29 protein-coding genes and 1 pseudogene are annotated in these 25,868 nt (G+C 37.8%); 17 read left to right on the top strand and 13 right to left on the bottom strand.

All coding sequences use genetic code 11. The features are described 5' to 3' along the window. Window positions 1-144 precede the first annotated feature (144 nt). Window positions 145-321, top strand: a complete 177-nt coding sequence (locus tag HGD76_RS23235) for a hypothetical protein (RefSeq protein WP_168697166.1) — start codon at window positions 145-147, stop codon at window positions 319-321. Window positions 322-796: 475 nt separating this feature from the next. Continuing rightward, a pseudogene (locus HGD76_RS23230) lies at window positions 797-907 on the top strand (glutathione S-transferase family protein); the annotation flags it as partial. Between the two features lie 44 nt (window positions 908-951). Here the strand turns inward: HGD76_RS23230 and HGD76_RS23225 are convergent. The 5 genes from HGD76_RS23225 to cofG all read right to left on the bottom strand — a co-directional run bounded on the left by HGD76_RS23225 (window position 952) and on the right by cofG (window position 4,587). Continuing rightward, window positions 952-1,443 (bottom strand): YajQ family cyclic di-GMP-binding protein, encoded by a 492-nt coding sequence (locus HGD76_RS23225; RefSeq protein WP_148764895.1) that lies wholly within the window; start codon window positions 1,441-1,443, stop codon window positions 952-954. A gap of 72 nt (window positions 1,444-1,515) precedes the next feature. After that, a complete protein-coding gene (locus HGD76_RS23220; protein ID WP_015079961.1) occupies window positions 1,516-1,932 on the bottom strand; it encodes an MAPEG family protein in 417 nt (138 codons plus the stop codon). Window positions 1,933-2,069: 137 nt separating this feature from the next. Beyond that, entirely contained in the window at window positions 2,070-2,573 is a 504-nt protein-coding gene (locus tag HGD76_RS23215) for a hypothetical protein (RefSeq protein ID WP_015079960.1), read from the bottom strand. A gap of 97 nt (window positions 2,574-2,670) precedes the next feature. Further along, on the bottom strand, window positions 2,671-3,537 hold the full coding sequence (gene hpsJ-B / locus HGD76_RS23210; RefSeq protein WP_168697165.1) for a hormogonium polysaccharide biosynthesis protein HpsJ: 867 nt from the start codon (window positions 3,535-3,537) through the stop codon (window positions 2,671-2,673). 81 nt (window positions 3,538-3,618) lie between these two features. Further along, complete coding sequence (cofG, locus tag HGD76_RS23205) at window positions 3,619-4,587, bottom strand: 7,8-didemethyl-8-hydroxy-5-deazariboflavin synthase subunit CofG (RefSeq protein WP_168697164.1); 969 nt, start codon at window positions 4,585-4,587, stop codon at window positions 3,619-3,621. A 276-nt stretch (window positions 4,588-4,863) separates the two neighbouring features. Here cofG and psbA point away from each other — a divergent pair, with 276 nt between their 5' ends. Beyond that, window positions 4,864-5,946, top strand: coding sequence for a photosystem II reaction center subunit D1 (gene psbA / locus HGD76_RS23200; protein WP_015078361.1), 1,083 nt, complete (start codon window positions 4,864-4,866; stop codon window positions 5,944-5,946). 53 nt (window positions 5,947-5,999) lie between these two features. On the opposite strand, the gene HGD76_RS23195 is transcribed toward psbA, so the two are convergent. Continuing rightward, window positions 6,000-6,446: an SRPBCC family protein gene (locus HGD76_RS23195; RefSeq protein ID WP_015078362.1), complete on the bottom strand. Its 447-nt coding sequence runs from the start codon at window positions 6,444-6,446 to the stop codon at window positions 6,000-6,002. A 345-nt stretch (window positions 6,447-6,791) separates the two neighbouring features. Here HGD76_RS23195 and rbp point away from each other — a divergent pair, with 345 nt between their 5' ends. The 3 genes from rbp to HGD76_RS23180 all read left to right on the top strand — a co-directional run bounded on the left by rbp (window position 6,792) and on the right by HGD76_RS23180 (window position 9,386). Further along, a complete protein-coding gene (gene rbp / locus HGD76_RS23190; RefSeq protein ID WP_148764888.1) occupies window positions 6,792-7,124 on the top strand; it encodes an RNA-binding regulator in 333 nt (110 codons plus the stop codon). A 198-nt stretch (window positions 7,125-7,322) separates the two neighbouring features. Beyond that, complete coding sequence (locus tag HGD76_RS23185; protein ID WP_168697163.1) at window positions 7,323-8,237, top strand: ribonuclease D; 915 nt, start codon at window positions 7,323-7,325, stop codon at window positions 8,235-8,237. A 306-nt stretch (window positions 8,238-8,543) separates the two neighbouring features. Further along, a complete protein-coding gene (locus HGD76_RS23180; RefSeq protein WP_168697162.1) occupies window positions 8,544-9,386 on the top strand; it encodes a tetratricopeptide repeat protein in 843 nt (280 codons plus the stop codon). 243 nt (window positions 9,387-9,629) lie between these two features. Here the strand turns inward: HGD76_RS23180 and HGD76_RS23175 are convergent, their stop codons facing one another. Further along, window positions 9,630-10,997, bottom strand: a complete 1,368-nt coding sequence (locus HGD76_RS23175) for a hypothetical protein (RefSeq protein ID WP_168697161.1) — start codon at window positions 10,995-10,997, stop codon at window positions 9,630-9,632. A gap of 233 nt (window positions 10,998-11,230) precedes the next feature. On the opposite strand from HGD76_RS23175, the gene HGD76_RS23170 reads away from it, so the two are divergent. Beyond that, complete coding sequence (locus HGD76_RS23170) at window positions 11,231-12,739, top strand: UbiD family decarboxylase (protein ID WP_148764878.1); 1,509 nt, start codon at window positions 11,231-11,233, stop codon at window positions 12,737-12,739. Window positions 12,740-12,912: 173 nt separating this feature from the next. Here HGD76_RS23170 and petE read toward each other — a convergent pair whose 3' ends face one another. Continuing rightward, window positions 12,913-13,332, bottom strand: coding sequence for a plastocyanin (petE, locus tag HGD76_RS23165; protein WP_015078369.1), 420 nt, complete (start codon window positions 13,330-13,332; stop codon window positions 12,913-12,915). A gap of 300 nt (window positions 13,333-13,632) precedes the next feature. Then, window positions 13,633-14,226 carry a thylakoid membrane photosystem I accumulation factor gene (locus HGD76_RS23160; RefSeq protein ID WP_168697160.1) on the bottom strand — a complete coding sequence of 198 codons (594 nt, stop codon included), beginning with the start codon at window positions 14,224-14,226 and terminating at the stop codon, window positions 13,633-13,635. A gap of 312 nt (window positions 14,227-14,538) precedes the next feature. On the opposite strand from HGD76_RS23160, the gene HGD76_RS23155 reads away from it, so the two are divergent. Next, on the top strand, window positions 14,539-15,882 hold the full coding sequence (locus HGD76_RS23155) for a Mur ligase family protein (RefSeq protein WP_168697159.1): 1,344 nt from the start codon (window positions 14,539-14,541) through the stop codon (window positions 15,880-15,882). Here the strand turns inward: HGD76_RS23155 and HGD76_RS26055 are convergent. Next, entirely contained in the window at window positions 15,841-15,966 is a 126-nt protein-coding gene (locus HGD76_RS26055; protein WP_267904300.1) for a hypothetical protein, read from the bottom strand. The two genes, HGD76_RS23155 and HGD76_RS26055, sit on opposite strands and share 42 nt — an antisense overlap. Window positions 15,967-15,990: 24 nt before the next feature. Between HGD76_RS26055 and HGD76_RS23150 the strand changes: the two genes are divergently transcribed. The 7 genes from HGD76_RS23150 to HGD76_RS23120 all read left to right on the top strand — a co-directional run bounded on the left by HGD76_RS23150 (window position 15,991) and on the right by HGD76_RS23120 (window position 22,837). Then, window positions 15,991-16,263, top strand: coding sequence for a hypothetical protein (locus HGD76_RS23150; protein ID WP_168697158.1), 273 nt, complete (start codon window positions 15,991-15,993; stop codon window positions 16,261-16,263). 106 nt (window positions 16,264-16,369) lie between these two features. Further along, complete coding sequence (locus tag HGD76_RS23145; protein WP_210967677.1) at window positions 16,370-17,368, top strand: metal ABC transporter solute-binding protein, Zn/Mn family; 999 nt, start codon at window positions 16,370-16,372, stop codon at window positions 17,366-17,368. Window positions 17,369-17,929: 561 nt separating this feature from the next. Then, a complete protein-coding gene (locus HGD76_RS23140) occupies window positions 17,930-18,505 on the top strand; it encodes a Uma2 family endonuclease (protein ID WP_168697157.1) in 576 nt (191 codons plus the stop codon). A gap of 330 nt (window positions 18,506-18,835) precedes the next feature. Continuing rightward, entirely contained in the window at window positions 18,836-19,861 is a 1,026-nt protein-coding gene (locus HGD76_RS23135; protein WP_168697156.1) for a multicopper oxidase domain-containing protein, read from the top strand. A gap of 210 nt (window positions 19,862-20,071) precedes the next feature. After that, entirely contained in the window at window positions 20,072-21,100 is a 1,029-nt protein-coding gene (locus HGD76_RS23130; protein WP_168697155.1) for a ComEA family DNA-binding protein, read from the top strand. 180 nt (window positions 21,101-21,280) lie between these two features. Further along, window positions 21,281-21,715 carry a ferritin-like domain-containing protein gene (locus tag HGD76_RS23125; RefSeq protein ID WP_015080571.1) on the top strand — a complete coding sequence of 145 codons (435 nt, stop codon included), beginning with the start codon at window positions 21,281-21,283 and terminating at the stop codon, window positions 21,713-21,715. 162 nt (window positions 21,716-21,877) lie between these two features. Further along, window positions 21,878-22,837, top strand: coding sequence for an FTR1 family iron permease (locus HGD76_RS23120; RefSeq protein WP_148764851.1), 960 nt, complete (start codon window positions 21,878-21,880; stop codon window positions 22,835-22,837). A 79-nt stretch (window positions 22,838-22,916) separates the two neighbouring features. On the opposite strand, the gene HGD76_RS26455 is transcribed toward HGD76_RS23120, so the two are convergent. After that, entirely contained in the window at window positions 22,917-23,072 is a 156-nt protein-coding gene (locus HGD76_RS26455; RefSeq protein WP_271822022.1) for a QAALIT motif small membrane protein, read from the bottom strand. Between the two features lie 422 nt (window positions 23,073-23,494). Between HGD76_RS26455 and clpP the strand changes: the two genes are divergently transcribed. Together clpP and HGD76_RS23110 are read left to right on the top strand one after the other, a co-directional pair. Next, on the top strand, window positions 23,495-24,100 hold the full coding sequence (gene clpP / locus HGD76_RS23115) for an ATP-dependent Clp endopeptidase proteolytic subunit ClpP (protein ID WP_168697154.1): 606 nt from the start codon (window positions 23,495-23,497) through the stop codon (window positions 24,098-24,100). 32 nt (window positions 24,101-24,132) lie between these two features. Next, window positions 24,133-24,297: a hypothetical protein gene (locus HGD76_RS23110; protein ID WP_168697153.1), complete on the top strand. Its 165-nt coding sequence runs from the start codon at window positions 24,133-24,135 to the stop codon at window positions 24,295-24,297. Between the two features lie 23 nt (window positions 24,298-24,320). On the opposite strand, the gene HGD76_RS23105 is transcribed toward HGD76_RS23110, so the two are convergent. Then, window positions 24,321-25,022, bottom strand: coding sequence for a slr1353 family protein (locus HGD76_RS23105; protein ID WP_168697544.1), 702 nt, complete (start codon window positions 25,020-25,022; stop codon window positions 24,321-24,323). 139 nt (window positions 25,023-25,161) lie between these two features. After that, window positions 25,162-25,305: a hypothetical protein gene (locus tag HGD76_RS25660; RefSeq protein WP_233466968.1), complete on the bottom strand. Its 144-nt coding sequence runs from the start codon at window positions 25,303-25,305 to the stop codon at window positions 25,162-25,164. Window positions 25,306-25,868 lie beyond the last annotated feature (563 nt).

The following is a 25,868-nucleotide window of genomic DNA, read 5'->3' as shown; positions in this document are numbered from 1 at the left end:
AATTGAAGTGTAAATTTTAATGATCAGGGGAAGAGGGAAGAGGGAAGAGGTAATAGGCAATAGGCAATAAGAGTTTTACCAATGACAACGGACAACTAACAACTAACCAACCCCTATTTACCAATTCTAGAAGAGACATTTCTCATGACAACAATAATTGCTTATGCTGATGCTACCGCTTTCAATACTGATGAATATATTATGCTTTGTTTATCTACTTGCTTATATAAAGAAGATGGGGAAGTGGAGCAAATTGAAGTGATAGAACCCATTCCTACAGCCGCATTAGAAGCTATCTGTAAACAAATTCCCACATCTTAAATTATTCGATAGAGCGCAAACGGGTACTAAATGCGGCTAGAATTGTCACCTAAAAATTTTTAGGATTTTTAGGTGTTAATGTCTTTTAAGCCGGGGATGAAAGCTACAAGAGGGGATTTATCCCCCAGCGACCTGTGCTATACTACTTGTAACAGGAAAGGTAATCAACCTGTATAAAAACCTAACTGCCTAACGGTAATCTGTACCTTGACAATTAAATCTATGTGGTTCTACTGCATTGTTCTAGTTTCCTTCTAGCAGTAGGTAAAAGATTTATAGGGACTAGACGAATCAGAATTTTGAAACTTTCTCGTTTCAAGTTAAACAGGACTTGCAATAATGCAACTACGGTCGGGCAGACCGAAAGTTAACGCTTGGGGAGAGTCCCACCTCTGAGCTAGATAACGCAAGGAGTCTAGTTTAAGTGGTCTCGTTGAACCAAGAATCCCCGTGTCTTTAGACCGGGGAGTGTCAAATTCCCATTATGCTCAAATTAGATTTGAGTGCTTACCCAGCAGTCGTGAATTATATTCAGTCTATATCTGAACGTCCGGCATTTCAAAAAAGTATTGGGGGACGGAAGTAATTGACAATTAATAATTGACAACTGTTAGTTGTCAATTATATTTTCTAGCGATAATTTGTAAATTGCAAAGCGACGGGGAAATCTTCTTGTTTAAGCCGTTGAATCACGAGTTGTAAGTCATCTTTTGATTTAGCTATCACTCGCACAGCGTCACCTTGAATTGAGGCTTGCACCTTTTTAATTTCGTCCCGAATTATCTTAGAAATTTGTTTAGCAATTTCTTGGCTAATGCCTTTTTTCAGGGTAATTTCTTGACGAACACGGCTACCGCTGGCAGATTCAACTTTGCCAAATTCAAAGATTTTTTGAGAAAGATTCCGCTTGGCGGCTTTTTCCCGCAGGATGGTATGGACTGATTCTAAGGTAAAGTCGCTGTCAGTACCAACGGTAATTTTTTCTTCGCTTAATTCGATTGTGGTTTTAGTATCTTTAAGATCGTAACGGCTTTTAACGTCTCTGATGACTTGATCAATAGTATTGACTAATTCTTGTCTATCAAAGTCGCTGACGATATCAAAGGAAAAAGAAGCAGCCATAAATAAAATTGGTAATTGGTAATTGGTAAGAGAGAAGAGGCAAAATTAAAAATCCTTATTCCCTCAGCTTAATTATTTAACTTGCATGAGACTGAGGAAAAACAGAGTTCCCGAACTAAAAGAAGCAATACCAAACATGAGCGATCTTAACAAAGGTATATTTGCAATATAGAAAATAGAGTATAGCAAACGGGCAATCAGAAAAGCGATCGCTGCATTCACTCCCTGGGGAGAATTCACTCCAGTGACATAAGCCATTAGTGCGGCTGCGGCAAAAACCATAAACGCTTCAAAGGAGTTTTCATGGGCCCATGTTGCCCGTTGGGCATAGGGAGGCAACTTGTCAAACATGGCGCGAGGTGCAGACAAATCATATCCTACTTGCACTCTAGCAAAAGCTACTAATAAATAGGGTAGATAAATGAGAATAGCCGCAACGACAATAGAGGATAAAAAAATAGCAGGTACTGGTAATAGAGATAAAGACATTCAACTAATTTAATAGGGTACTTGGTCAGGTATTGATCATTTTTGTCAATGGATAAGGGGTAATTTAGTGAAATCATTACCCTTTACCCAATGATTTTCCATCTCTATCATTAGCTTTGCAAAAACTGCCGTTCACGCTAATCAAAGTAGAAGAGTGTTACCACTTTTCGCTGGTCTTCGGCATCACTACAAGTTTGTAGCAAAGTGCGACTATCGTGAAATGCAAAGCAGATTAGTTGTTGACAGCGAGAGACGATTTCTTTGTTACATAGGTAACTCGCTTCAGCTAGGGACAAGTTATCATTACTGGGGTTTTCCACTAAGTGCATAACCTGTTCTAATTGCTGGCGCGATTCTTGGGGTTGACGTTCCAAACTTTGGGGTAAAATGACCGTGAGTAAGTTGGGATCAGCCTTGGTTGCGCCCCGGATGGCCGCAGAGTTTGTGCCTGTAGCACCAGAAGTAATGATGCGGTTGCCCGATAGAATCAGGGCATAAGTCATCATTTCAATGAGGTTCTGATGGGTAATTGGCACATGACGAGAACCTAGCAAGGCAATCCGCTTGGAACCTGTTTGCTGGATGGTTGCTAGTTCTTGGGCTAAGGTATCGAGTTTAATAGTATCTATTGACTGACTCAAAGATGAAGATCATGAGATTAAACAACCTAGACATTCTACCAAACAGCGTGTACATAGGATACTAACTAGGGTTACATTATTATTTGTTAGCAAATTACTAACGAGCTACTAACCCTCTAGAACTACTTTTGGAAATACCCATACCTCTTAATCCCCTCCAGCCGATGACGATATAACCAATTGACAATAATAAACTATTAATACCAGTTCGCAATTCCTTCCAGGCATCTTCCTCGGTTTTCTGCAACTGTTGTTGTGTTTGAGTCTGAATTTGGTTAAGTCTTTGGGTTGCTAGTTTTTGAGGGTCTGTTTGCTGGGCGATAAAATTATCAAGAGAGTTAAGATTTGTTTTATACTGCTTGAGTAGATCCTTCTGTGCCTCAGGTAATTGACTATTGCTAAGTGCCTGATTATACTTTTCGTCATCCTTAACCAGTTCATTTAGCTGGGTTCTGAGTTGCTCTTTTAATGCAGCGCGTTGTTTCTCTAGAGATGCTTTTACCTGATCATTACCAAGTTGATTTTGGAGTTGTGCTAATTGATTTTTCACTTGGTTTTCTGACTGTTCCGCTTCTTTCTCAATCCGTGCTAACCCCTCTGCCTTTACTTGATTGACGTTACTCAGATGTAGGGGAAAAATCAACAAAAATATCAGTCCTAACAAACTAGAGAGGATAAAAATTGGCAATTTTAGACCAGAAGACGAGGAACGACTACTTTCACTAGATCCACTAGATTTATTAACCCAGTATGCAATTAGAATTGCTCCCAGACCAAGCAATGGTATAATACCCTGATCTACAAGACTTCTGCACAAGTTAACTTGCCAGAGTTTATCTGTAAATTGGAAAGGGAATAATAAAAATAGACAGTCTACAGAGAAGAACAATATACAGATTATACCTATTAACTGGAGCAAGAAGGATGTGTTAGAGGATGTGTTAGAGGATGTGTTAGTAGCCATATTGGTTTACAGTGTGAATATATTAAATTAATTAGCATATTTAATGCTACAGGATTACCCGGTAAGCGTAAAGCTCAGTGTCTAGAGCTTAAATCTTTCTCGCCATTCTTCTACATTTTGTCGTAAACCTGCACCCAACCAATCATCAAACTGGGGATACAGTGGTAAACGTGGTACTAACTCCCAGCCCCCAGATTTTAAGATGTTTCTGAGTTCCTGTTCCTGTAAATGGGGATAATCAGGATTAACTTCATCCTTGGGACCTATTCCCCCTAAATCCCTCGCTCCAGCGGCTATACAAGCAAGTAACCAATTTTCATCTTTAACTAAATTCGGGGGAATCTGGATTGTAATGTCTGCTGGTAAAATTTCCCGCACTTTGGCGATAATTTCTGGTAATTGATGAGGGTTAAATGGTGGTGCGTCAAAGGTTTGCACCGTTCCGGGGCTGTGGGGTTGGAGAATTACCTCTTGAATATGATGGTAATGTGCATAAGATTCAGAAATAGCCGCTAAAGTCTCCCACCAATCAGCCTCAGTTTCCCCTATTCCTAAAAGTAACCCTGTGGTGAAGGGGATTTTTAGCTCTCCTGCCCATTGTAATTGTTGCGATCGCACTTGGGGCAATTTACTTGGTGCATGACGATGGACTGTACTTAATAGTTTTGGTGTCAACTGCTCCAACATTAACCCCATGGACACATTCACCGTTTTCAGTTTTTGCATTTCTACCCAACTCAGTGGACCAACATTGGTATGGGGTAAAAATCCCATGTCTATTGCTAAGGCACACAAATCATAAATTCGCTCAAACCAAGCTTCCCGTCGGGCTGAATGGGGATGGACTTCACCGCTCAAGATCAGGATTTCACAGACATTTTGTTTTTTAAGTTGTAAAAAAATCTCTTTAGCTTCCCCAAGAGTCAACCAAGGACTTTTACCCGGTTCAGTGCGGAAATTGCAATAAGAACAGCGGTTAAAGCACTCATAAGTGGGAACAATAGTATAAGCAGGGCTATAGGTAACAATATTTTGACTAGATAGAGACATATATAGTAGGGAGCAGGGTCTGCGCCCAAAAATGCAGGGGTTCATGAATGAAGTAGGGAGTTGCGTTCCCAGAAAATCAGAAATTATCACAAAAATAATTAATGCCTGAAACCCCCAGCCTGTCTACAATATAACCTTTTCTATAACCCAATTTTCTAGATTTATTAAAAAATATTCCGAAAACCCCTTTACAAATCGAAACATATCGCTTAATATAAATTCATGAGGTAGAAACACCTACCAAAACATACATAACTCAAACGCAATTATAAACACATGACAACTACCTTACAACAGCGCGAAAGTGCTAACGTATGGAATCGCTTCTGCGAATGGATCACCAGCACTGACAACCGTTTATATATCGGTTGGTTCGGAGTATTAATGATCCCTACCCTCCTCGCTGCAATTACTTGCTTTGTAATTGCATTTATCGCTGCTCCTCCCGTGGACATTGACGGTATCCGCGAACCAGTTGCAGGTTCTCTACTCTACGGAAACAACATCATCTCCGGTGCAGTAGTTCCTTCCTCCAACGCTATCGGTTTACACTTCTACCCTATTTGGGAATCTGCTTCTTTAGATGAGTGGTTGTATAACGGCGGTCCTTACCAGTTAGTAGTATTCCACTTCTTGATCGGCGTATTCTGCTACCTCGGTCGTGAATGGGAACTTTCTTACCGCTTAGGAATGCGTCCTTGGATTTGCCTAGCATTCTCCGCACCTGTAGCTGCTGCTACCGCAGTATTCTTGATCTACCCAATCGGTCAAGGTTCATTCTCAGACGGTATGCCTTTAGGTATCTCTGGAACATTCAACTTCATGATCGTGTTCCAAGCAGAACACAACATCTTGATGCACCCCTTCCATATGTTAGGTGTAGCTGGTGTCTTCGGTGGTTCTTTGTTCTCTGCAATGCACGGTTCACTTGTGACTTCTTCCTTGGTTAAAGAAACAACCGAAAACGAATCACAAAACTACGGTTATAAATTCGGTCAAGAAGAAGAAACCTATAACATCGTTGCTGCTCACGGTTACTTCGGTCGCTTGATTTTCCAATACGCTTCCTTCAACAACAGCCGTCAACTACACTTCTTACTAGCTGCTTGGCCTGTAATTGGTATCTGGTTCACAGCTTTGGGTGTTAGCACAATGGCTTTCAACTTGAACGGTTTCAACTTCAACCAATCTGTCATGGATTCTCAAGGTCGTGTCATCGCTACATGGGCTGACGTAATCAACCGCGCTAACTTAGGAATGGAAGTAATGCACGAGCGTAACGCTCACAACTTCCCTCTAGACTTGGCTGCTGCTGACGTTGCTCCTGTTGCTTTAAGCGCTCCTGCAATCAACGGTTAATAAGTTTAGTTACATAAAAAACGCTCTCCAATCATGGGGGGCGTTTTTTTTATTCATTTTTCACATTCGCGTTTAGTCACATAATGCCGATAGCGAAACATTGCTTCTAGCTGTGTTTGCACTAACCAACCACTGATAAATTCTATTCCATCACCGCCAGGCATAGAATAAGTAATATTATCGGTTAATTTAGTTTTGCCATTTTCTTCTGTAAACTCATGACGATGTACCCAGGACTCAAAAGGTCCAGATATCTGTTCATCGGTGAACAGACGATATTCTTCATAGTCTGTGTGCCGCGCTAACCAAGTTAAGGGTAAAATACCCAAAAAAAGCCGAAATTCTGTAATTGCACCTGCTGATAGTCCTCCTTCCCGTCTGACTATTTGTACAGGTTGCCAAGGTGGGGTGAGTATTTGGAGTATGTCTGGTCTTTCGTGGAATTTCCAAACTACTTCTATTGGTGCGTTAATAATTGAGGAATGTTTAAAGTGCAACATGAACAAAGAAACCTAAAATTGAGCCTTTAGATTCAGTCTTGATAATTTTATCAGAAAATAGGCTGAAACCCCCGAATTAACCCCTAAAAATCCTTCAACTAAGTATAACGAGAGAATGCCATAAAAAGCTGATGCTGCCATTGCTAATTAAGGTATAAAAAAAATATTTTATAAACTTTTTGAATTTACTGCCTAGATATCTATTTTCTATGCCATAATGGGAGGTGAGAAGTAATTCGGTGGACCACGTTTGTTTTTAGTATTGATAGGCTTTTTCCCTTTGGTATTTACAGACTTTTCTCCGAAATCTAAATCTCTACACTCTTATGATTTTGGAGAAAATCTATGTCAATTTATGTAGGCAACCTCTCTTATGAAGTTACCCAAGACGGTTTGAGCGAAATTTTTAAGGAGTATGGCAAGGTAAAACGTGTTCAGCTACCTACCGACCGGGAAACTGGTAAAGTTCGCGGTTTCGGTTTCGTGGAAATGGAATCAGATGCAGAAGAAGAAAAAGCCATTGAAGCCCTTGATGGTGCTGAATGGATGGGACGTGATTTAAAAGTGAACAAAGCTAAACCTAGAGAAGAACGTAGTTCTTTTGGTGGTGGAAACCGTAGCGGCGGTGGTGGCCGTAGCGGCGGCTATGGCGGTGGCGGCGGTGGAAACCGTTACTAATATCCATAGACCAAAGCTTAACAAATATCCGCATCTAGGATAATTAGGTTGAATAGAAGTTCAGGAATTAATACCTGAGCTTTTTTTAATGGAAAATTTTCTATAAAAATAATGATCATGTAGCACTTGCCAGCATGATTAGTCATAAAATGTTACTTTGGGAAGCGATAACTAATTTACACTTCCTGACATTTACCAATGCCTTATCTTACTGCTGCGAGGGAAATTCGTTCCTTAATTACTGAATATACCACAGCTAAAACTTTGTGGATAGATACAGAAGTTGCTGATTATAAAACTCGTAATCCAAGATTATCACTGATTCAGGTGTTAGCTAATCCTGAAGATATGACTGGTAATAGTGTTTATTTATTAGATGTTCTCGATAAATCAGATGTAATTGCTGATTTTGTGGAGAGGATTATGGTTAATGATGCTATTGAAAAAGTTTTTCATAATGCTGGTTATGACGTGAAATATTTGGGAGCTAAAAAAGCTAAAAATATTACTTGTACCTTAGAAATGGCGAAGAAGATTCCCGTCTATTTACTACCATTACCTAATTATCAATTGAAAACCCTAGCTACTAAACTTTGTAATTTTCATGATATTAATAAACAAGAGCAAACGAGCGATTGGGGAAAAAGACCATTAACTGAAGAACAAATAGAATATGCTTATCTTGATTGTATTTATTTAGCTCAAGTACATTTACGATTATTAGAATTAGAGGTAAACTTAAAGATAGATCCAATTAGGGAAGATCTAAGTTTATTGACTGCTAGATATATAGAAATTGAACAGCAACAAAAAATACTCAAATCAGAATTTGAGCATTTACAAGAACGGGTAAAACAAGCGATGTTAGTCCAGAATATTTCTGAAACATCATCTTGTAAACTTACAAGTTATGAGCGAAAAACTATCAAGACTCAGTTTCAGGAATTGGTAGATTTGGTAGAAAATCAAGGTGTTGATTTAGATTTTACAATTACTCTAACCGAAGATATTCGCAAAAATTTGGGGGTAAATTTGGAAAAATTGACTGTAAATGTTGATATAAATACTTATTGGAAAATAACGCCTAAAAATCAAGAAGGTGAGGAATACTGAGAAACTCTGTGAACTAGTTTTGAGTCTATTTCCTGATACTGGTATGGAAATTTTTCTCAAATTGCTAACAAAATTAACAGAATTATCAACGGTAGTCTAGTAATAATAGAAATATAGCTATCAGGGATTGTTTTTAGTATTTAGTAATATGCGGTAATTGGCTGGATAAATTTATTTATTTCCGATAACTTCAGGGAATTTTATCATTTGAATTGAATATTAATCAAAAAGCGAGAGTATTTCCTAAGTAAGTAAGCAATTTAGTGAATGATTTACTCCAGGTATAATGGCGATTTATAGTAAATTATGAAATGGCAGTTATTGAGACACAAACACAGAGAAGTAAACAGAGCATTCACTATAGCGATGGTTACTATTTTCAGCGGGATTATTTGCGTTTCTTGTAGTAATAATCAAGATGTTTTGGTGACAGAAAGAGGAGCAAGTTCCCCAAATCCACAGATAGGGAGAACCTCTAAAGCTGGGGAATTTTATGTTCAGGGACAAACTCAACATCTTAAAGGTAATTACCAAGCGGCTATTGCTGCCTATAGTAAATCAATTAGTCTGAATCCTCAATATGCACCAGCATTTAAAGGTAGGGGTTTGGTTTATTTTGATACTGGTAATAAAGAGGGAGCGATCGCGGATTATAATCAGGCATTGGGTCTAAATCCTCAGGATGCGGAAGCGTACAATAATCGTGCTAATGCTTTTGTATCTATAGGAGATTACAGAAGAGCGATTGCGGATTATAATCAAGCAATTAGTATTACGCCTAAATCTGCCGAAGTTTACAATAATCGAGGTAACGCCCGTGCAAACCAAGGTGATAAGAATGCGGCGTTAGAGGACTACACTCAAGCAATTCGGATCAATAAAGAATATGCTGTAGCTTATAATAATCGTGGTAATGCTTACGCATCAAGAGGAGAACCACAAAAAGCAATATCGGATTATAATGAAGCAGTTCGCATTAATCCTAACTTCGGTGCTGCTTTCAATAATCGCGGTAACGCCTATGCTGCAATTGGTGATAAACGGGGAGCATTAAAAGATTTACAACGGGCAGCAGCGATTTTTGATAAGGAAGGAAATAAGGATTTATATCAACAAGCGATGAAAAATATTGAGGAATTGGGGAAGTAATTCATAGTATCTTATACAGCAATTTCTGGTGTTATGAGGTACTTATGTAGCGGGCAAGACTTGTACTGAGCTTGTCGATAGCGCAGCGTGGCGTTAGCCATAGTATGCCCGCACTACAAGAGTTTCATAATTCAAGTTTGTATCTCATTAAAGCGAAATCTGCTGTATTGATATTTTACCATATCAACCGCCAAAAATATTGGAGTTTAGTATTACTAAACCCCTAAAAAATTAATTAACTAACTAACTAACTGCTAATGAATTTTTACTGTAATATTCGGTTTGCGGGTAAACGCTAATAATGGTATTTCCAACTTCAAAAAATGTTCCTGCTTGTTCATGTTTAGAAAATTGCAAATGGGGATATTTAGCAGCTAATTCATCAGCAGTCATGGCTTTAGCTGATATTTTATTTGGTAAAAGTCCTGTCACACCAATGTAAAATACCATAGGGGAAATATTTTCTTGGTAAGTTTGCTCAACATAAGCTGCTAATTTTTGGTAAGCTGTCGTCATAGCTGTAATCAAATCTTCTCCATTGACAGATTTACCAGCGTGTTGAGCATATAATAGCAACGCTAAACGATGATCACCAACTTTATTGAGAATTTCCCCTACTTTACCATTGATATTAATTCCCAGAAAGTCGTCAAAAATGGGTTTCATCAAATCATCAACTTTAGTCAGTTTCATTCTTGCAGAAAGGGCTTTTTGTCGAAAAGCAATATTTTGATTTAAACCCATTTCTAAAGTTGGTTTAGGGAAAATCTCCCCAGTTTCTTTGTCATAAACCTCATATCTTCGCGCTAAAAATTGATTAGCAGCATATAATTTACTCAAATTGAGAATATCCTGATTACCAAACTCAATTTTATAACTGATATGAGAATCAATTGTATCTGGATATTCCTGAGTTTTAGGAAAATTCAGATAGAGATTTTTTGACAAATAATGTTGTTTTAATTCCTCTACCTGATTACTCACAAATACATCTGATTGATGGCGTAAATAAGCAGACAAAATACTCATAACAACTTTAATTTCTGCTAATTGAGTAAATAACCCATCAATACTAGCAAACTTGATATTAACAGGAACTAATGGTAAAGTATCTAACTGAATTATATATTCAGAATTGAAATCAAACTTGTCAGCAATAATTACACCTTTAGCTTGCAATAAATCAAATACTTTCTTGTTGCTGATTTTGATATTTAAGGCAGAAACATGAACTTTTCCATCTTTGACAATGGTATAATTATTAAAATTATCCAAATCATGAGCCAGCAAACCCGCAACTTCAATGATATGGGTATTATCTTCAGATTTTACCAGCTTAACCTTCCGCCTTATCAACATATTAATAGTAGCCGTATTGCGATTTATAGCAAATACACCCATTTGCACAAAATCACCAGCATAAACATCCTCAGTTTGTAACCAAGGAGTAATCAAATCACCATTAATATCTCTCACCCCCCTCACCCGTTTAATACCAGTTCGGTAGTAATCTTCCTTTAACTTATGTAAATTCAAAATGATATTTTGACGATATGCCGATAAAATTTGGATAAGTTCTAACAGGGAAATCTGGTGATTTAACTTCGACATAAAACCCCCTAACTTTTATTAGGTAAAAACTCAATTTTCCTCTCCCCGTCTCCCTTAGGGTTCACCAGTCGCCTACGGAGGGAAACCCTTCTACAGCGCTGGTTCACTGCGACTCTGCGTGAGGAAAATCCATATTTCCCTCATTATAGTATATTCGTACTAAAAAATCAACTTATCCAAATCAAGACTAAGATAAAAATAGCTTTACACTTCTTCATAATTAAAACAAAACAATGGCGAGAGATTTACGGGGATTCATTAAAATTCTAGAAGAAAGAGGACAATTAAAGCGAATTTCGGCTTTAGTTGACCCAGATATGGAAATTGCAGAGATTTCCAACCGAATGCTGCAAAAAGGTGGCCCAGGCTTAATCTTTGAAAACGTCAAAGGTGCATCTTTCCCCGTTGCGGTAAATTTAATGGGGACAGTGGAAAGGATATGCTGGGCTATGAACATGGAAAAACCAGAAGAGTTGGAAACCCTGGGAAAGAAGCTGAGTATGCTTCAGCAACCCAAACCACCCAAAAAGATTTCCCAAGCCATAGATTTTGGTAAAGTGCTGTTTGACGTAATCAAAGCCAAACCGGGAAGGGACTTTTTTCCCCCTTGTCAACAAGTGGTAGTGGCAGGGAATGATTTAGATTTAAATAAGTTACCTTTAATACGTCCTTATCCGGGAGATGCCGGAAAGATTATTACGCTAGGATTGGTAATTACTAAGGATTGTGAGACGGGAATCCCCAATGTAGGCGTGTATCGGTTACAGCTACAATCTCAAAATACAATGACCGTACATTGGTTATCGGTGCGGGGAGGGGCGAGACACTTGCGGAAAGCGGCAGAACGTGGTAAAAAGTTAGAAGTAGCGATCGCTCTGGGTGTTGATCCTTTAATCATTATGGCAGCAGCCACACCCATTCCTGTAGATTTATCAGAGTGGTTATTTGCTGGATTGTATGGCGGTTCGGGAGTCAACTTAGCCAAGTGTAAAACCGTAGATTTGGAAGTTCCCGCAGATTCCGAGTTTGTTTTAGAAGGGACAATTACACCGGGGGAAGTTTTACCCGATGGACCCTTTGGCGACCACATGGGATATTATGGCGGTGTGGAAGATTCGCCTTTGGTGCGGTTTCAGTGCATGACACACCGCAGAGACCCAATTTATCTTACCACATTTAGCGGTTTGCCACCGAAAGAAGAAGCCATGATGGCGATCGCTCTTAATCGGATTTACACCCCCATTTTACGGCAACAGGTCTCAGAAATAGTTGATTTTTTCCTGCCAATGGAAGCGTTAAGTTACAAAGCCGCAATTATTTCCATAGATAAAGCCTATCCTGGACAAGCACGACGAGCAGCTTTAGCGTTTTGGAGTGCGTTACCACAATTTACCTACACTAAATTTGTGATTGTCGTTGATAAAGATATCAATGTTCGTGATCCTCGTCAAGTCGTTTGGGCAATAAGTTCTAAAGTTGATCCTACCAGAGATGTATTTATTTTACCAAATACTCCCTTTGATACTTTAGATTTTGCTAGTGAGAAATTAGGGTTAGGTGGGAGAATGGGAATTGATGCCACTACAAAAATTCCTCCAGAAACAGAACATGAATGGGGTGAACCATTAAAATCAGATATTGATATTGCTGCCATGGTAGAAAGACGCTGGCAAGAATACGGTTTAGCGGATTTACAATTAGGAGAAGTTGATCCGAATTTGTTTGGTTATGATATGAAGTAATACCCACACTTTCCCTTCTCTGTCAGGAGGGGAGTATTTTTTTAAAATTGAAAATTTGGAGAACATAACCATTTTATCTACAATTATAAAAGTATTTTTATGTCTTTATTGTCTATCAAAAGGATTGCTTTTACCATCCCCATCTATTCACAGGGATGGTTAATAGCTATATATTAGCCTTCAACAGTGATTTTACCAACCATGCCAGCACCACGGTGGGGTTGGCAGTAAAAGGTATAATCACCAGCAGGAGCGTCAGCAGGAAAAGTGGTTGTTTGTTTTTGTCCGGGATTTAGTAATAACTTTGTATGGGATAAAGCTGTCGCTAATGCTTTGTCATGAGCGGGGTTTTTAGCAGAATCAAATACAACGTTGTGGGGAGGAACTTTGTTGTTTATCCATTCAATAGTGTCACCAGGCTTAACAGTCAACTGCTTTGGTTGAAAAGCCAACAAGCCTTTATCACTACCTAGCTTAACTGTATATGTTTCCGCAGATGCAGTAGGGGTAAATACAGCAAAGCTACCGAAAATTACAATAACTGTTAATACAGCTAGGCTTAAGCGTCGCAAAGTTGCTGCGATAGATTTCATGTTTCTCTCCTGTGGAAATATTTTTATTTTTCTAATCTCATTTTAAATACAATCAATGCCAAATATGACAGGTTGTCATATATTTATTTTTCTAAATTTCCTAAAGGTTAGTTTAAACTATAAAAATAGGGTATGCAAATATCTGCGAGAATGACTGCGCTAAAGCAAAGAGTAACGCACTAGTTTCGGTCAAATCAGAATTGCAGGTTACTAAATTTGCGTTCCTTAGAGAGAGTTAGACGTTCCATAGAACCTCTCTACAAGAGTTCTAGGAAACGCACATTTAATTTTTGGAGATATCTATTGATCTTCTAGCTGACTACTGAATTCTCTCGGTGAACGTCGTTTTAACTCGACTGACTCAGTGCGGGGTAATAAATCAAATACTTCTCTCAATTTGTCGTCTATTTCCTCAAAAGGGACTTGACCTTTTTTATTGAAAACTACCTTACCCGACTGGTCAAAAACTACAACTTGAGGCACACTTCCTCCATAATAATATCCTGGTTCTGTGGGTTGATAGGTTTTGTCAGCTAAAAGAGTATCAACGCTGATAGGAATGATTTCTGTTGCGCGGCCATAGAATGCTTGCATTTCGGAAACAACCGGCGCATATTTTTTGCAATCGCTACTGTCATCAGTGTAGAATGTCACTATCGCTGGTTTATGTTCTGCTAATGTCTGAGCTAGTGTTTCTTTGGAAGGAACTAGAGAACCATTACCAGCATAAATTACAAAAATATTGCCATCATATCGGTCATCTTTAATACCTGCTAATGCTGGCTGCATACTAATTACGAATAGACAAACAAGCAGCAATAAGCATTTTGACACTAACCGTTTCCAGTTAGTAATTATTTGAGTTTGTAAAAAAAGCCACTTTATGCTATTCATTAACAGAAACCTTGTCTTTGCTACTATTTTTTGTGAGTTTGTGCTGAACTGATGTTAACTGGTTTGGATAATAATCACACCCACGCACTATTTTTTAAGATAACCTTTACTGGTGTTTTCAGAGAAAAAATTATTTGTTAGTGAGACTATACTCATTTTGATGCTATCTTTTCTAATTAGTTAAACTTACACGAAATGAAGATGAAGCTCTATAGAATAAGATTTCTGGAATAATTGACCGCAGATAAACGCAGATAAACGCAGATAAATACGGATGAAATTCTTTTTGCAATTATAGGTTATTTATAAATCATGACTGTAGGTAAGAAAATAAAAGTTATAGATAGACTCCGCTTGGGTTTTGCGGTATCAATGGCCAAAAGTGTCACGTTTTTGGTGAGGTCACTGGGTCTTGGTGCTGCTAGTGTTTTACCCGGTTCGATTGCGCGACGGATAGAACCTCGCATTTTGGAGTTATTGAGTCAGCAAGTCAAGAATGGGATAATTATCATTGCGGGAACAAATGGCAAGACGACTACTGCTTTACTATTATCCACTATTTTAGAACGGAAGGGTTTCCGTGTTGCCCATAATTCTACAGGTGCAAATTTAGAAAATGGGTTAGCAACGGCTTTGATAGATAATGCGAATCTGTTAGGAAACCTGAATGTAGATTATGCAATTTTGGAAGTTGATGAAAATATAGTTCCCAAGGTTTTAAAACCGCTACAACCTCGAATTATTCTCTGTTTAAATCTGTTTCGTGACCAGTTGGATAGATATGGGGAAGTGGATAGTATTAGTAAGCGGTGGACTAAGGTGATTGCTACTTTACCAACAACAACGGTAGTTATTCCCAATGCTGATGATCCGACTTTATCTTATTTGGGTCAACAGTTACCCCAAAAGGTTTTGTTCTTTGGTTTAAATGAACCTGAAAATTATTTAGAAGCTATTCCTCATGCTGTGGATTCTATTTATTGTCCTAGCTGTGGTCATGCTTTAGATTATCAAGGGGTTTATTTGTCCCATTTAGGAGATTTTACTTGTCCTAGTTGTGGTTTTACTAAAAGTCAACCCGCATTATTAAGCCAGGATTGGTCACAAATTCTTGTGGGTTTGTACAACAAATATAATACTTTAGCCGCAGCCACAGCAGCAAAAGAATTAGGAGTTGATGAAGTTAGTATTAGAGATGGAATTAATAATTTTCAAGCTGCTTTTGGTCGTGCAGAAGATTTGGTAATTGATGGTAAACGGGTAAGAATTTTATTATCAAAAAACCCTGTAGGAACAAATGAAACTATTCGCGTCGTCACTGAAAGTACCGATAAAACTACTTTATTGGTGTTGAATGACAGAACCCCAGATGGTACTGATGTATCATGGATTTGGGATGTGGATACAGAAAAGTTGGTAGCACGGGGTGGAACGTTGATTGTCAGTGGCGATCGCGTGTATGATATGGCTTTACGTCTGCGTTATAGTCAGGAATCTCTGGACAGTGACATCAATCTGATTGTAGAGTCAAATTTGCAGCAAGCGATCGCTACTGCTCTAGAGCATACACCAGTGAATGAAACTTTACACATTCTCCCCACCTATTCAGCCATGCTAGAAGTCCGAGAAGTATTGACTGGTAGAAAAATCCTCTAACAACTGTACGGGCGAAGCATTTGGAGAACTATTTTTGGCAATGACCGATAATTTATCTTCCAAATGCTTCGCCCCTACTGACAACTGACAACTGACAACTGACAACTTATGAAAATAGTCAAATTGATTTTGCTGGCTTTTCCTATGTTTTTAGCATCTCTGCTATTGGTAGTTAACCCAGCACACGCTTCCAAATTCAAAGCTGCACCCGCTGTCCAAATGATTGTGGTGTTATCTAATCCAGCAAATTTTGATATAGCTACACCGCAAATAAATAGCATCACACATTCTGTAATACAACAAATTGGTTGCAATTGCACTAATTGTGTTCAAGCTAATTTACAGAAATTACAAGGTAAGTTACCTATGGCTGGAATTTAATAAATTAGAACAATAAATGTTTTACAAGACACAGCAAGTCTGTGTCTTTATTACTTTATATAATTATTTCTGGACTTTTTAATATATTCATCAATTACAATCAATTATGTCAGAAAAAAACCTATCTACACATTTATTGAAAAGTACCATTTTAGGTTTAATGGTGGGTTTATCTGGATGTGGAAATAAACCTATTAATACAATATATAATACCACTAATAAAAATATTAATAATAATTTACCGTTTGTCGTAGTAACTAATAGCGTAATTTGCGATTTAACAAAACAAGTTGCTGGAGATACAATTAATCTGATTTGTTTAATTCCTCCTGGGATAAATCCCATAAATTATAAACCCATACCAGAAGATAATCAAGCCATTAAAAATGCTAGTTTAGTATTGTATCATGGTTATAATTTTGAACCAGGTTTAATTAAAATTATTGAAGAGATTAAAAAACCTAAATTAAAAATTGCCGTTGCTAAAACTATGGGTGTAAATTCCATCCAAATCAGAAAAAATGGTAAGCAAATTATTGAACCTCATGTTTGGCATAATCCTATTAATACTATCAAAATGGTAGAAATAATTAATAGTAGCTTAGTTAAATTAGCACCAGGAAATAAAAATATTTATAATAAAAATACCAAGAAAGTAACTAAAGAAATCAATCAAATTAATAGTTGGATTAAAGGCAGATTAGCTAGTATTCCCGATAAAAATCGAAAATTAGTGACAACAAATTCAGCAATGATTTATTATGTCAAAGCTTATGATATTCCCTATTCAGTCAATTTAGGTAATGTCAAAAATACAGGAAAATTGACAGATCCAAAAGTTAAAAATTTGGTTAGAGAGATTCAAAAATATCAAGTACCAACAATTTTTGCAGATACAAATACCAATTCTAATTTACTCGCACCTGTAGCGACAGCAGCGAAAGTAAAGGTTTTTCAAAGACCACTTTATATTGACGGACTAGGTGAACCAGGAAGTGACGGAGAAACCTATCAGAAAATGATGGCTGCTAATACAAGAACAATTGTAGAAGGATTGGGAGGAACATATTTGAAATTTGAGCCTAAAAATTCTCGAAATAAATAGCTACTGGATTTCCATAGAAACAAAATATTTGCTACTTACGTCTAATCACTAAGCTGCTGTCACAAGTAATGCTACGCCAGGGCAAACGCACCTAAATTCTGTAATCCATGCCCAGCAAGGGTTTCAACCTTTAGTTACAAAAATTAACAATCGTCAAAACCTTTGTCCAGTAAGCATTCTAAAAATAAGATGCGCTTGCCCTGACATAACACTCAAGTTAGTGATGATTATGAAGATAATTATTCGGTAGAGGATTTAAATAATAATGATGACTATGATGATTCTTATCAAGAAGAATATGATGATATGTACTATAGTAAAGATATGCAAAAATCAGATGACTACAGATCATCAGACTATGGTTATTTAGAAGATTTTGATCAAAGTAGTTTTTATGATTATTTTAACTGAATATGCTAGTAAATTAAAGCCAAGGCTTATTCTTCAAGGGTGAATTAAAGTATTTCATAAAAAATCCTGTAAATCCTTTAATCCTGGACATCCTGATTCTGACAAATAAAATATCATATAATAGTGAATAAATATTCACCTTAATTAACTATGCAAACCACAGAATCTCCCTTACAATTGCGGCTGTGGACTGTTGATGAATACCACAGAATGGCTGAAGCAGGAATATTTGAACCAAGTGAACGGGTAGAATTATTAGAGGGGAAAATAATCTGGATGATTGCTAAAGGAACAGCCCACCGTTCAGCAGTAGGAAGAACATATAAGTTGTTGGAAAATAGAATTGGTCATAAAGCTTGCATAGCTATTCAAGACCCTGTAAAATTAAATGAAAGGTCTGAACCAGAACCAGATATTGCTGTAGTGAAAATAGATCCGCTAGACTATGCAGATCATCATCCTACCCCAACAGAAATTTATTTAATTATCGAAGTTGCAGATAGTAGTTTAAAACTAGATACAGAAATCAAAGCTAAAGCTTATTCTCAAGCAGGAATTAAGGATTATTGGGTATTAGATGTAGTGAAACGCGAATTAATTGTATTTAGAAATCCCACAACAGAAGGTTATCAAAATCAAGAAATTATCACAGAACATCAAAACATATCTCCTTTAGATTTTCCTGATTTAGAAATTGTAGTTTCCCAGATGCTACCTCTTGTCTAAATCAGGATATCCAGGATTTAAGGATTTACAGGATATTATAACTGTATTTCATTCAACCAATAACCGCTATAGTTAAAGTAAATGGAGTTGAGTCTAATTTATTACTTACCTGAGCGATCTTAGCACCTTATTTCATTTACTAGCCTGCAAGCATCATCTGTTCTCTGTCCAACTATAGCAAGATCCCCGACTTCTTAGAGAAGTCGGGGATCTTAGTCCTAAAAATTATTTTTCCAATTTATTGACAATAATTCCTAAGTTGGATAGGATACCTAAAGTTAATTGCAAATAATTTGCAATTTCCTACATACCCATATTCCTATTAGTCTCATGTCTGACAACTTTACTTTCAGTAAAGATAAAATTTGGAGTCGTCGCCAATTGCTACAACTGGGATTATCCGGCGCTGGAGTCATTGGTGCGGGAGCAATTTGGCAGATATTGAATGTCAAAAATCATGCCAGTGTCAGAATCCCACCAATGGAAATGGCAGCATCTAATGGTGCTACTAACCCCATGCAGGTGTTACGAGAGTTTGATTATGGGACAGTTAAGCAGGAAAATGGGCGTACAGTCCGCGAATTTCAGCTAACTGCTGGTACTTCCACCATTCAGCTTAATAGTGCTGTCTCCTACAACATTTGGGATTTAAATGGGCGGATTCCTGGACCAACACTCCGGGCTAAAGAAGGGGAAAGAATAAGAATACTTTTTCTCAACAATGCTGGACATTCCCATTCTCTGCATTTTCACGGAGTTCATCCCGCTGAAATGGATGGAATAAAACCTGTGGGTAATGGTAAAGCGACTATATACGAATTTGATGCCGAACCCTATGGCGTTCATTTGTATCATTGTCACATTGCTCCGGTTACTCGTCATATTGCTAAAGGTTTATATGGGATGTTTATTATTGACCCTCCTAAACCCCGTCCTCCTGCTGATGAAATTGTTTTAATCATGTCTGGGTATGACATAAATGATGATAATCGCAATGAATATTATGCTTTTAATGGTATGCCGCATCATTATATGCACCATCCCATTCAGATTTATCAAAATCAGTTGATTCGGGTCTATGTTTTGAATATTATTGAATTTGATCCCGCTGTGACATTTCACCTTCACGCTAACTTCTTCAATGTTTATCGTTTCGGTATGACAATGACTCCCAGTGAAAAAACCGATGTTTTAACAATGGGTGTCGCAGAAAGGCACATTTTAGAGTTTGCTTTTCGCTATCCAGGAAAATATATGTTTCATCCTCACCAAGATGCAATCGCTGAAAGTGGGTGTATGGGACAGTTTGAAGTAATCGCGGAAAAAGATTCCCAAAAACCGGTCAATAAATCCTGACAAAACTCAGAAAGATTAGCAACTTAGTAAAACCCAAATTTAGCAATATCTGAAATTTACCTACTTAATTTATACTTATGTTTTAGAAAAATAGTTGATAAATATTTGTATTTATGATAAATCATAATTATATCTAAACCGAAATATTTGCAAATTTATCTACTGCTAAATCCTTAAATTACCAACATTGACACTTTATCAGGAGCAAAAATGATCAAATTCCGTTATTTATTCTTATCTATCGCTGCTTGTGCCATGATTTCTCTAAGTTCTTGTACCAGCGACACACCAAAAGCAGATATTCAATCAACACCAAATACAGCCCAAGTAACAGAAACTAGCACCCATAGCGGTCATAGTGGTAAAGCTAAAATTAATATCAATAATGCAATTTTATCCCAATTAGATAAATTAGAAGCTACATTAGGAATTCCGGCTTTATCCAACAAAATCCAAGCTAATCGTCCCTACGCTAATCCAACGGATTTAGTCAGTAAAAAAGTGATTACTCAACCACAGTTTGACCAAATTAAAGACATGGTGACAGTTGAGGAAGTGGTACTTACAGGTGAAGCTAAAGATATTGACTACATGACCAAATTGGGGTTAATGAAAGGACATCTTTTAGTAGCCAAAGAACTACTAGATCAAAATCAACCCAAACAAGCTCAACCCCATATTGGACATCCAGTTGAGGAGATTTATATTGATATTGAAGAACAATTAGATGAACGTAAAGTTAAAGAATTTAAAAGCAACTTAGTCAGTTTAACTGATTTAGTGAAATCTAATCCCAAGGATGCCAAAATAAAAACTAACTTTACCACTTCTGTGCAAGCCGTTGATAGTGCGATCGCAATTTTACCAGCCGAACAACGCAGTAAACCCGAATTTGTTCTGCAAGTAATCACCAGTTTACTAGACGCAGCCAACTCAGAATATGGTGCAGCAATTGCGAATGGCAAAATTACTGCCCCCATTGAATATCAAGATTCTCGTGGTTTTGTCGTCTATTCTCAGGAGCTATATAAAAGTATTTCTAGCCAAATGACCCAAGAACATCCTCAAGCACACAAAGCCATAGATACAGCTTTTGGAGAACTAGTGAAAGTTTGGCCTACTGCTATCCCCCCAGCGCAAGCAGTTAGCACTCCAGAAGATGTTACCAAGCTAGTGAAAACCATCGAGGAAAATACCCAAAAAGTGCGAGAAAAAACCAGCACTAAAGCACAAAGTTAGTATTTTCACACCATTGGAAGTACAGAAAAAGAAGTTTAAAATAGTAGACAAGAGAGCAAATAGTTAAAAACTAAGAGTGAGAATAGTTTGGGTTTTCAAACCTTAAAAAAAGTATAACTGCTCACTAATAATTGGTAGCTAAATACTCTCCTGATGTAATTTTGCTCAACTTAACAACTAATGCAAGAACTCGACCACCAAAAAACAATTGATATTCTCAACTCCATTATGGAATTTGAACTAGCAGGGGTAGTTCGCTACACCCATTATTCCTTAATGGTAACAGGTCCAAATCGTATACCTATTGTGGCATTCTTCAAAGCGCAAGCCACAGAATCCTTACTTCATGCTCAACAAGTGGGAGAAATTCTCACAGGCTTAGAAGGACATCCTACTTTGAGAATCGCCCCAATGGAAGAAACTTTCAAACATAACGTTAAGGATATTTTGCAAGAAAGTTTATCCCATGAAAAGAAAGCTTTAGATATGTACAAAAGTCTTCTAGCAGTTGTCAACAATGCCAGTATTTATTTAGAAGAATTCAGCCGTGGTATGATCGGACAAGAAGAGATGCACAATCTCGAACTCAAGAAAATGTTACGCGATTTCAGCTAAAAAAGCAGGAGTCAGGAGTCAGAAGTCAGGAGAAATAAAATCTACAACTGACCACTGTACGGGCGAAGCATTTGGAGAACTATTTTTGGCAATGACCGATAATTTATCTTCCAAATGCTTCGCCCCTACTGACCACTGACCACTGACAACTAACTAATAAAAATGAATTTTAGTACCGCTCTACCCACTTTTGTAATTACCCTGCGAGAAGGTGTCGAAGCCGCTTTAGTTGTGGGTATTGTTCTCGCATTATTAAAAAAAGCCCAACAATCTCGACTCAACCCTTGGGTTTATGCTGGCGTAATTGTTGGTATTATTGTCAGTGGCTTAATCGGTATTTTATTTACGGGGATCATTAAATTCTTAGGATCTATTAATCCTCAATATACCTCTGTTGTTGAGCCAACATTGGAAGGTGTATTTAGTGTTTTAGCAATAGTCATGCTGAGTTGGATGTTAATCTGGATGACAAAACAAGCCAGATTTATGAAAGCACAAGTTGAGGGAGCAGTTACCGACGCAATAGGCAAAAATTCCAATGCAGCTTGGGGAGTTTTTAGTTTAATTCTAGTCGCCATTGTCCGCGAAGGATTTGAAACTGTTCTCTTCGTTGCAGCTAATTTTCAACAAGGTTTATTACCGACTTTAGGCGCACTTGGTGGTTTAGCCACAGCGTCAGTAATTGGCGTTTTATTATTTAAATGGGGTGTGAAAATTAATATTCGCCAATTCTTTCAAGTTATGGGCGTTTTATTAATATTAATTGTTTCTGGTTTAGTAGTTTCCGGTTTACAACATTTTGATGAAGCCACAGCTAATCTAGCTTTGAGTAGTCGTTCTTCAGAAAATCTTTGTTTCTATTATGAACACTTTACCAGAATTCACTCTTGTATCTTAGGTCCAATGGTTTGGAATGCTGAAAAAATCTTATCTGACGAACAGTTCCCAGGTATCATTCTCAAGTCCTTATTTGGTTATAGAGACAAAATCTATATTGTTCAAGCCGTGGGATATTTAATATTTCTCATCAGTATTGGTGGGCTATATTTCCGCAGTATCACAGGTGGAGATAATCAGAATAGCAAAAATAAAGTCATGACTACTACCCCAGGGCGGAATTAAAAATAAAAGATTGAAAAGATTGGTAATCAGGGAAAAGATTAAAATTTTTACCTGTTCCCTGTTCCGTCTAGGCTGCATTTTACTCCGAAACCTGGAAAGTCGAACTAATTACAGGACCCGACATTTCCGCAAGAGGTGAGGCTGCCTTGGGATGTATTGGAGTAGTTTTACTCAATACGGCGATGAGTTGCAATAAAAATGTAATAAAGGCCGCTTGTATAAGTTTTTCTAGCATAATATCCCTCTCTTTATTTATATGGATGAGACTTCCATAGGAACTTGTTATTCTCAATACACTTTGTGTTATTGGTTTATCGGATTTGGTGAATATAGTTTGAGAATAGCTCAGAAATCTGTGAAAAAATGTGATTCAGTTCTCTCTTTATATGCACCTGACAACGTGGACGTTTGTTTTTTCCAAAAAGTGTCCTGAAAATCCAAATTTATTTTTAAATCCCTGGGGATATCTCATTGTTTTACTCCAGTCACTCAATTAGCAAGAACCGTAATAATACTGATATTTGCGTCAAATATATTTCTTTACATGAGCTTCTATCTGCTCTCTTCACCCGGCTTGTCCTAATCTTAATTGGCAATTTCAACACAATTAGCCGTTGTCACCGATAGAATAAATGAAAAATAGCTAAAACACACTAAATGATTCCTATCGTTATTGAACAATCCGGCCGAGGCGAACGCGCCTTTGATATCTATTCACGGCTGTTGCGTGAGCGGATTATTTTTTTGGGAGAACAGGTTGATAGCAATCTGGCTAACTTGATTGTTGCCCAACTGCTGTTTTTAGATTCTGAGGACGCGGAGAAGGACATATATATGTACATTAATTCTCCTGGTGGTTCTGTAACAGCGGGAATGGGTATTTTTGACACCATGAAGCATATTCGCCCTGATGTCTGTACAATTTGTACTGGATTGGCGGCCAGTATGGGAGCTTTTCTCCTCAGCGCGGGTACAAAGGGTAAAAGGATGAGTTTACCCCATTCACGGATTATGATTCATCAACCCCTCGGTGGCGCTCAAGGACAAGCAACTGATATTGCAATTCAAGCCCGCGAAATTTTGTATCACAAGCAGCGGCTAAACGAATTTCTCGCTGATCATACTGGTCAACCATTTGAGCGGATTTCTGAAGATACCGAACGTGATTTCTTTATGTCTCCCGCCGAAGCCAAGGAATATGGCTTGATTGACCAAGTAATTGACCGTCATGCCGCCGGTAGTCGTCCTGTACCTATAGTTTAGTTATTGGTTAGTTGTCAGTTGTCAGTGGTTAGTTGTCAGTTGTCAGTTGTCAGTTGTCAGTAGGGGCGAAGCATTTGGAAGATAAATTATCGATCATTGCCAAAAATAGTTATCCAAATGCTTCGCCCGTACAGTTGTCAGTTGTCAATGAGAAAATTCTTCTTTCTTCTTTCTTCCTCCTGACTCCTGACTCCTGACTCCTGACTCCTGACTCCTGATTCTAAAATCCCGCAATTGGATCTGGTTGAGATTTGAGGTAAGTGAGAAAATTTCGTAATTCTTCTTCACTCAGCAGAGAACGTCCTCGTTTACTGTAGGTTTTGACCAGATAATCTTTACCTTGTTCTGGTGTCCAGCCTAATCGCTCGATTTCTACGTCTGTTTGGGCAATGACATCAGATAAATTTACTGGTTCATTATGTCTTTTCTTTTTACCGACGACTGACTGGACACCAGTATCCTCATAAGAGGTATAACTGCGAGGTGTAAATGGTGTGACATTACTAGGAGGGACTTCTGATAAAGGTGGATATTCTGGTTCTTGATGAGAAAATATTTCTGGTTCTGAAAATTTGGGATCAATTTCTTCTTCTGGTAGCGGTGGTGTATATATCTGTGTATTGTTAACAGGGGGAACAGGTTTTGATTCCTGGAAAGTGGGTTTTATTTGTGGAGTGGTAACTAATGGGGAGACAGATTTTGTGACTTCCCCCGGTGTATTTTTGATCCCCAAAACCGTTAAAGCTCTGTTTCTAGCCTGGTCTTCTGCTGCTTCTACTGTTTCTGCTCCTGCGATCGCCGTTGCCCTGGTGATACCTTCGAGTTGTATACTGACACGGACGATATATTTCCCCTGAAAAATTTCTATTAATTCTGAGATAATACTGCCGTTGGGGTACAAATTCTGGAATTGTGCCAACATCATACTTTCAACCATTTTTATCTAAATTTTCCTAATAACATAAATTGCTAGTCAGCGCACAACTGACAACTGACCACTGACAACTGACAACTGTACGGGCGAAGCATTTGGAGAACTATTTTTGGCAATGACCGATAATTTATCTTCCAAATGCTTCGCCCCTACTGACAACTGACAACTGTACGGGCGAAGCATTTGGAGAACTATTTTTGGCAATGATCGATAATTTATCTTCCAAATGCTTCGCCCCTACTGACAACTGACAACTGTACGGGCGAAGCATTTGGAGAACTATTTTTGGTAATGACCGATAATTTATCTTCCAAATGCTTCGCCCCTACTGACAACTGACAACTGACCACTGACCATCCCCTAGACAAAACCCTATATTTCAATATAAAGTCTTACTGAGAACTAAGCACTTACGACGTTAAATATGTCCTGATACTAACAGTTGTTGATCACAAATTGTCGTCTATCTTTAAATGCTATACTAATTAACCAATTAGATATCTAGAAGTATTTTTAAAGAAGTGCGCTCTAAATCTACAATAATAAAGATAAGGTTTGCCTTCGTTGCCTGTGTTTTACTGCTTACCTGATTGTTACCGATTCTACATAAGGGAGAATTGGGTTTTTCAGCGGTTTCTTCTAGTGAAGACATGGCCAACACCACGCTATGCTATCAGATATTGATGTCGTGGAATTGCCTTACATCTAAACTATCAAACACCTGTAGTTAAACCAGTTTGTAGTTTGTGGGTTGTGGGTGAGATAGAGAGTTCTCCAAACCAAGTCTCTCACTAACTCATTATCTAAATTACGTAGTGTTTAATTATTAGGTAT

The organism is Dolichospermum flos-aquae CCAP 1403/13F, from assembly GCF_012516395.1.
GTDB classification, from domain to species: domain Bacteria; phylum Cyanobacteriota; class Cyanobacteriia; order Cyanobacteriales; family Nostocaceae; genus Dolichospermum; species Dolichospermum lemmermannii.
This window is presented reverse-complemented; position numbering and strand designations above follow the sequence as displayed.

Excerpts from the sequence above, each read along its gene's own strand:
- clpP (WP_168697154.1), top strand. The coding sequence starts at position 23,495 with ATGATTCCTATCGTTATTGAACAATCCGGCCGAGGCGAACGCGCCTTT.
- HGD76_RS23220 (WP_015079961.1), bottom strand. The coding sequence starts at position 1,932 with ATGTCTTTATCTCTATTACCAGTACCTGCTATTTTTTTATCCTCTATT.
- HGD76_RS23185 (WP_168697163.1), top strand. The coding sequence starts at position 7,323 with ATGCCTTATCTTACTGCTGCGAGGGAAATTCGTTCCTTAATTACTGAA.
- rbp (WP_148764888.1), top strand. The coding sequence starts at position 6,792 with ATGTCAATTTATGTAGGCAACCTCTCTTATGAAGTTACCCAAGACGGT.
- HGD76_RS23135 (WP_168697156.1), top strand. The coding sequence starts at position 18,836 with ATGTCTGACAACTTTACTTTCAGTAAAGATAAAATTTGGAGTCGTCGC.
- HGD76_RS23150 (WP_168697158.1), top strand. The coding sequence starts at position 15,991 with ATGAAAATAGTCAAATTGATTTTGCTGGCTTTTCCTATGTTTTTAGCA.
- HGD76_RS23160 (WP_168697160.1), bottom strand. The coding sequence starts at position 14,226 with ATGAATAGCATAAAGTGGCTTTTTTTACAAACTCAAATAATTACTAAC.
- HGD76_RS23170 (WP_148764878.1), top strand. The coding sequence starts at position 11,231 with ATGGCGAGAGATTTACGGGGATTCATTAAAATTCTAGAAGAAAGAGGA.
- HGD76_RS23155 (WP_168697159.1), top strand. The coding sequence starts at position 14,539 with ATGACTGTAGGTAAGAAAATAAAAGTTATAGATAGACTCCGCTTGGGT.
- HGD76_RS23120 (WP_148764851.1), top strand. The coding sequence starts at position 21,878 with ATGAATTTTAGTACCGCTCTACCCACTTTTGTAATTACCCTGCGAGAA.
- HGD76_RS25660 (WP_233466968.1), bottom strand. The coding sequence starts at position 25,305 with ATGCTTCGCCCGTACAGTTGTCAGTTGTCAGTAGGGGCGAAGCATTTG.
- HGD76_RS23130 (WP_168697155.1), top strand. The coding sequence starts at position 20,072 with ATGATCAAATTCCGTTATTTATTCTTATCTATCGCTGCTTGTGCCATG.
- HGD76_RS23145 (WP_210967677.1), top strand. The coding sequence starts at position 16,370 with ATGTCAGAAAAAAACCTATCTACACATTTATTGAAAAGTACCATTTTA.
- HGD76_RS23125 (WP_015080571.1), top strand. The coding sequence starts at position 21,281 with ATGCAAGAACTCGACCACCAAAAAACAATTGATATTCTCAACTCCATT.
- HGD76_RS23175 (WP_168697161.1), bottom strand. The coding sequence starts at position 10,997 with ATGTCGAAGTTAAATCACCAGATTTCCCTGTTAGAACTTATCCAAATT.
- hpsJ-B (WP_168697165.1), bottom strand. The coding sequence starts at position 3,537 with ATGGCTACTAACACATCCTCTAACACATCCTCTAACACATCCTTCTTG.
- petE (WP_015078369.1), bottom strand. The coding sequence starts at position 13,332 with ATGAAATCTATCGCAGCAACTTTGCGACGCTTAAGCCTAGCTGTATTA.
- HGD76_RS23105 (WP_168697544.1), bottom strand. The coding sequence starts at position 25,022 with ATGTTGGCACAATTCCAGAATTTGTACCCCAACGGCAGTATTATCTCA.
- HGD76_RS23225 (WP_148764895.1), bottom strand. The coding sequence starts at position 1,443 with ATGGCTGCTTCTTTTTCCTTTGATATCGTCAGCGACTTTGATAGACAA.
- HGD76_RS23180 (WP_168697162.1), top strand. The coding sequence starts at position 8,544 with ATGAAATGGCAGTTATTGAGACACAAACACAGAGAAGTAAACAGAGCA.
- psbA (WP_015078361.1), top strand. The coding sequence starts at position 4,864 with ATGACAACTACCTTACAACAGCGCGAAAGTGCTAACGTATGGAATCGC.
- HGD76_RS23140 (WP_168697157.1), top strand. The coding sequence starts at position 17,930 with ATGCAAACCACAGAATCTCCCTTACAATTGCGGCTGTGGACTGTTGAT.
- HGD76_RS23195 (WP_015078362.1), bottom strand. The coding sequence starts at position 6,446 with ATGTTGCACTTTAAACATTCCTCAATTATTAACGCACCAATAGAAGTA.
- HGD76_RS26455 (WP_271822022.1), bottom strand. The coding sequence starts at position 23,072 with ATGCTAGAAAAACTTATACAAGCGGCCTTTATTACATTTTTATTGCAA.
- HGD76_RS23235 (WP_168697166.1), top strand. The coding sequence starts at position 145 with ATGACAACAATAATTGCTTATGCTGATGCTACCGCTTTCAATACTGAT.
- cofG (WP_168697164.1), bottom strand. The coding sequence starts at position 4,587 with ATGTCTCTATCTAGTCAAAATATTGTTACCTATAGCCCTGCTTATACT.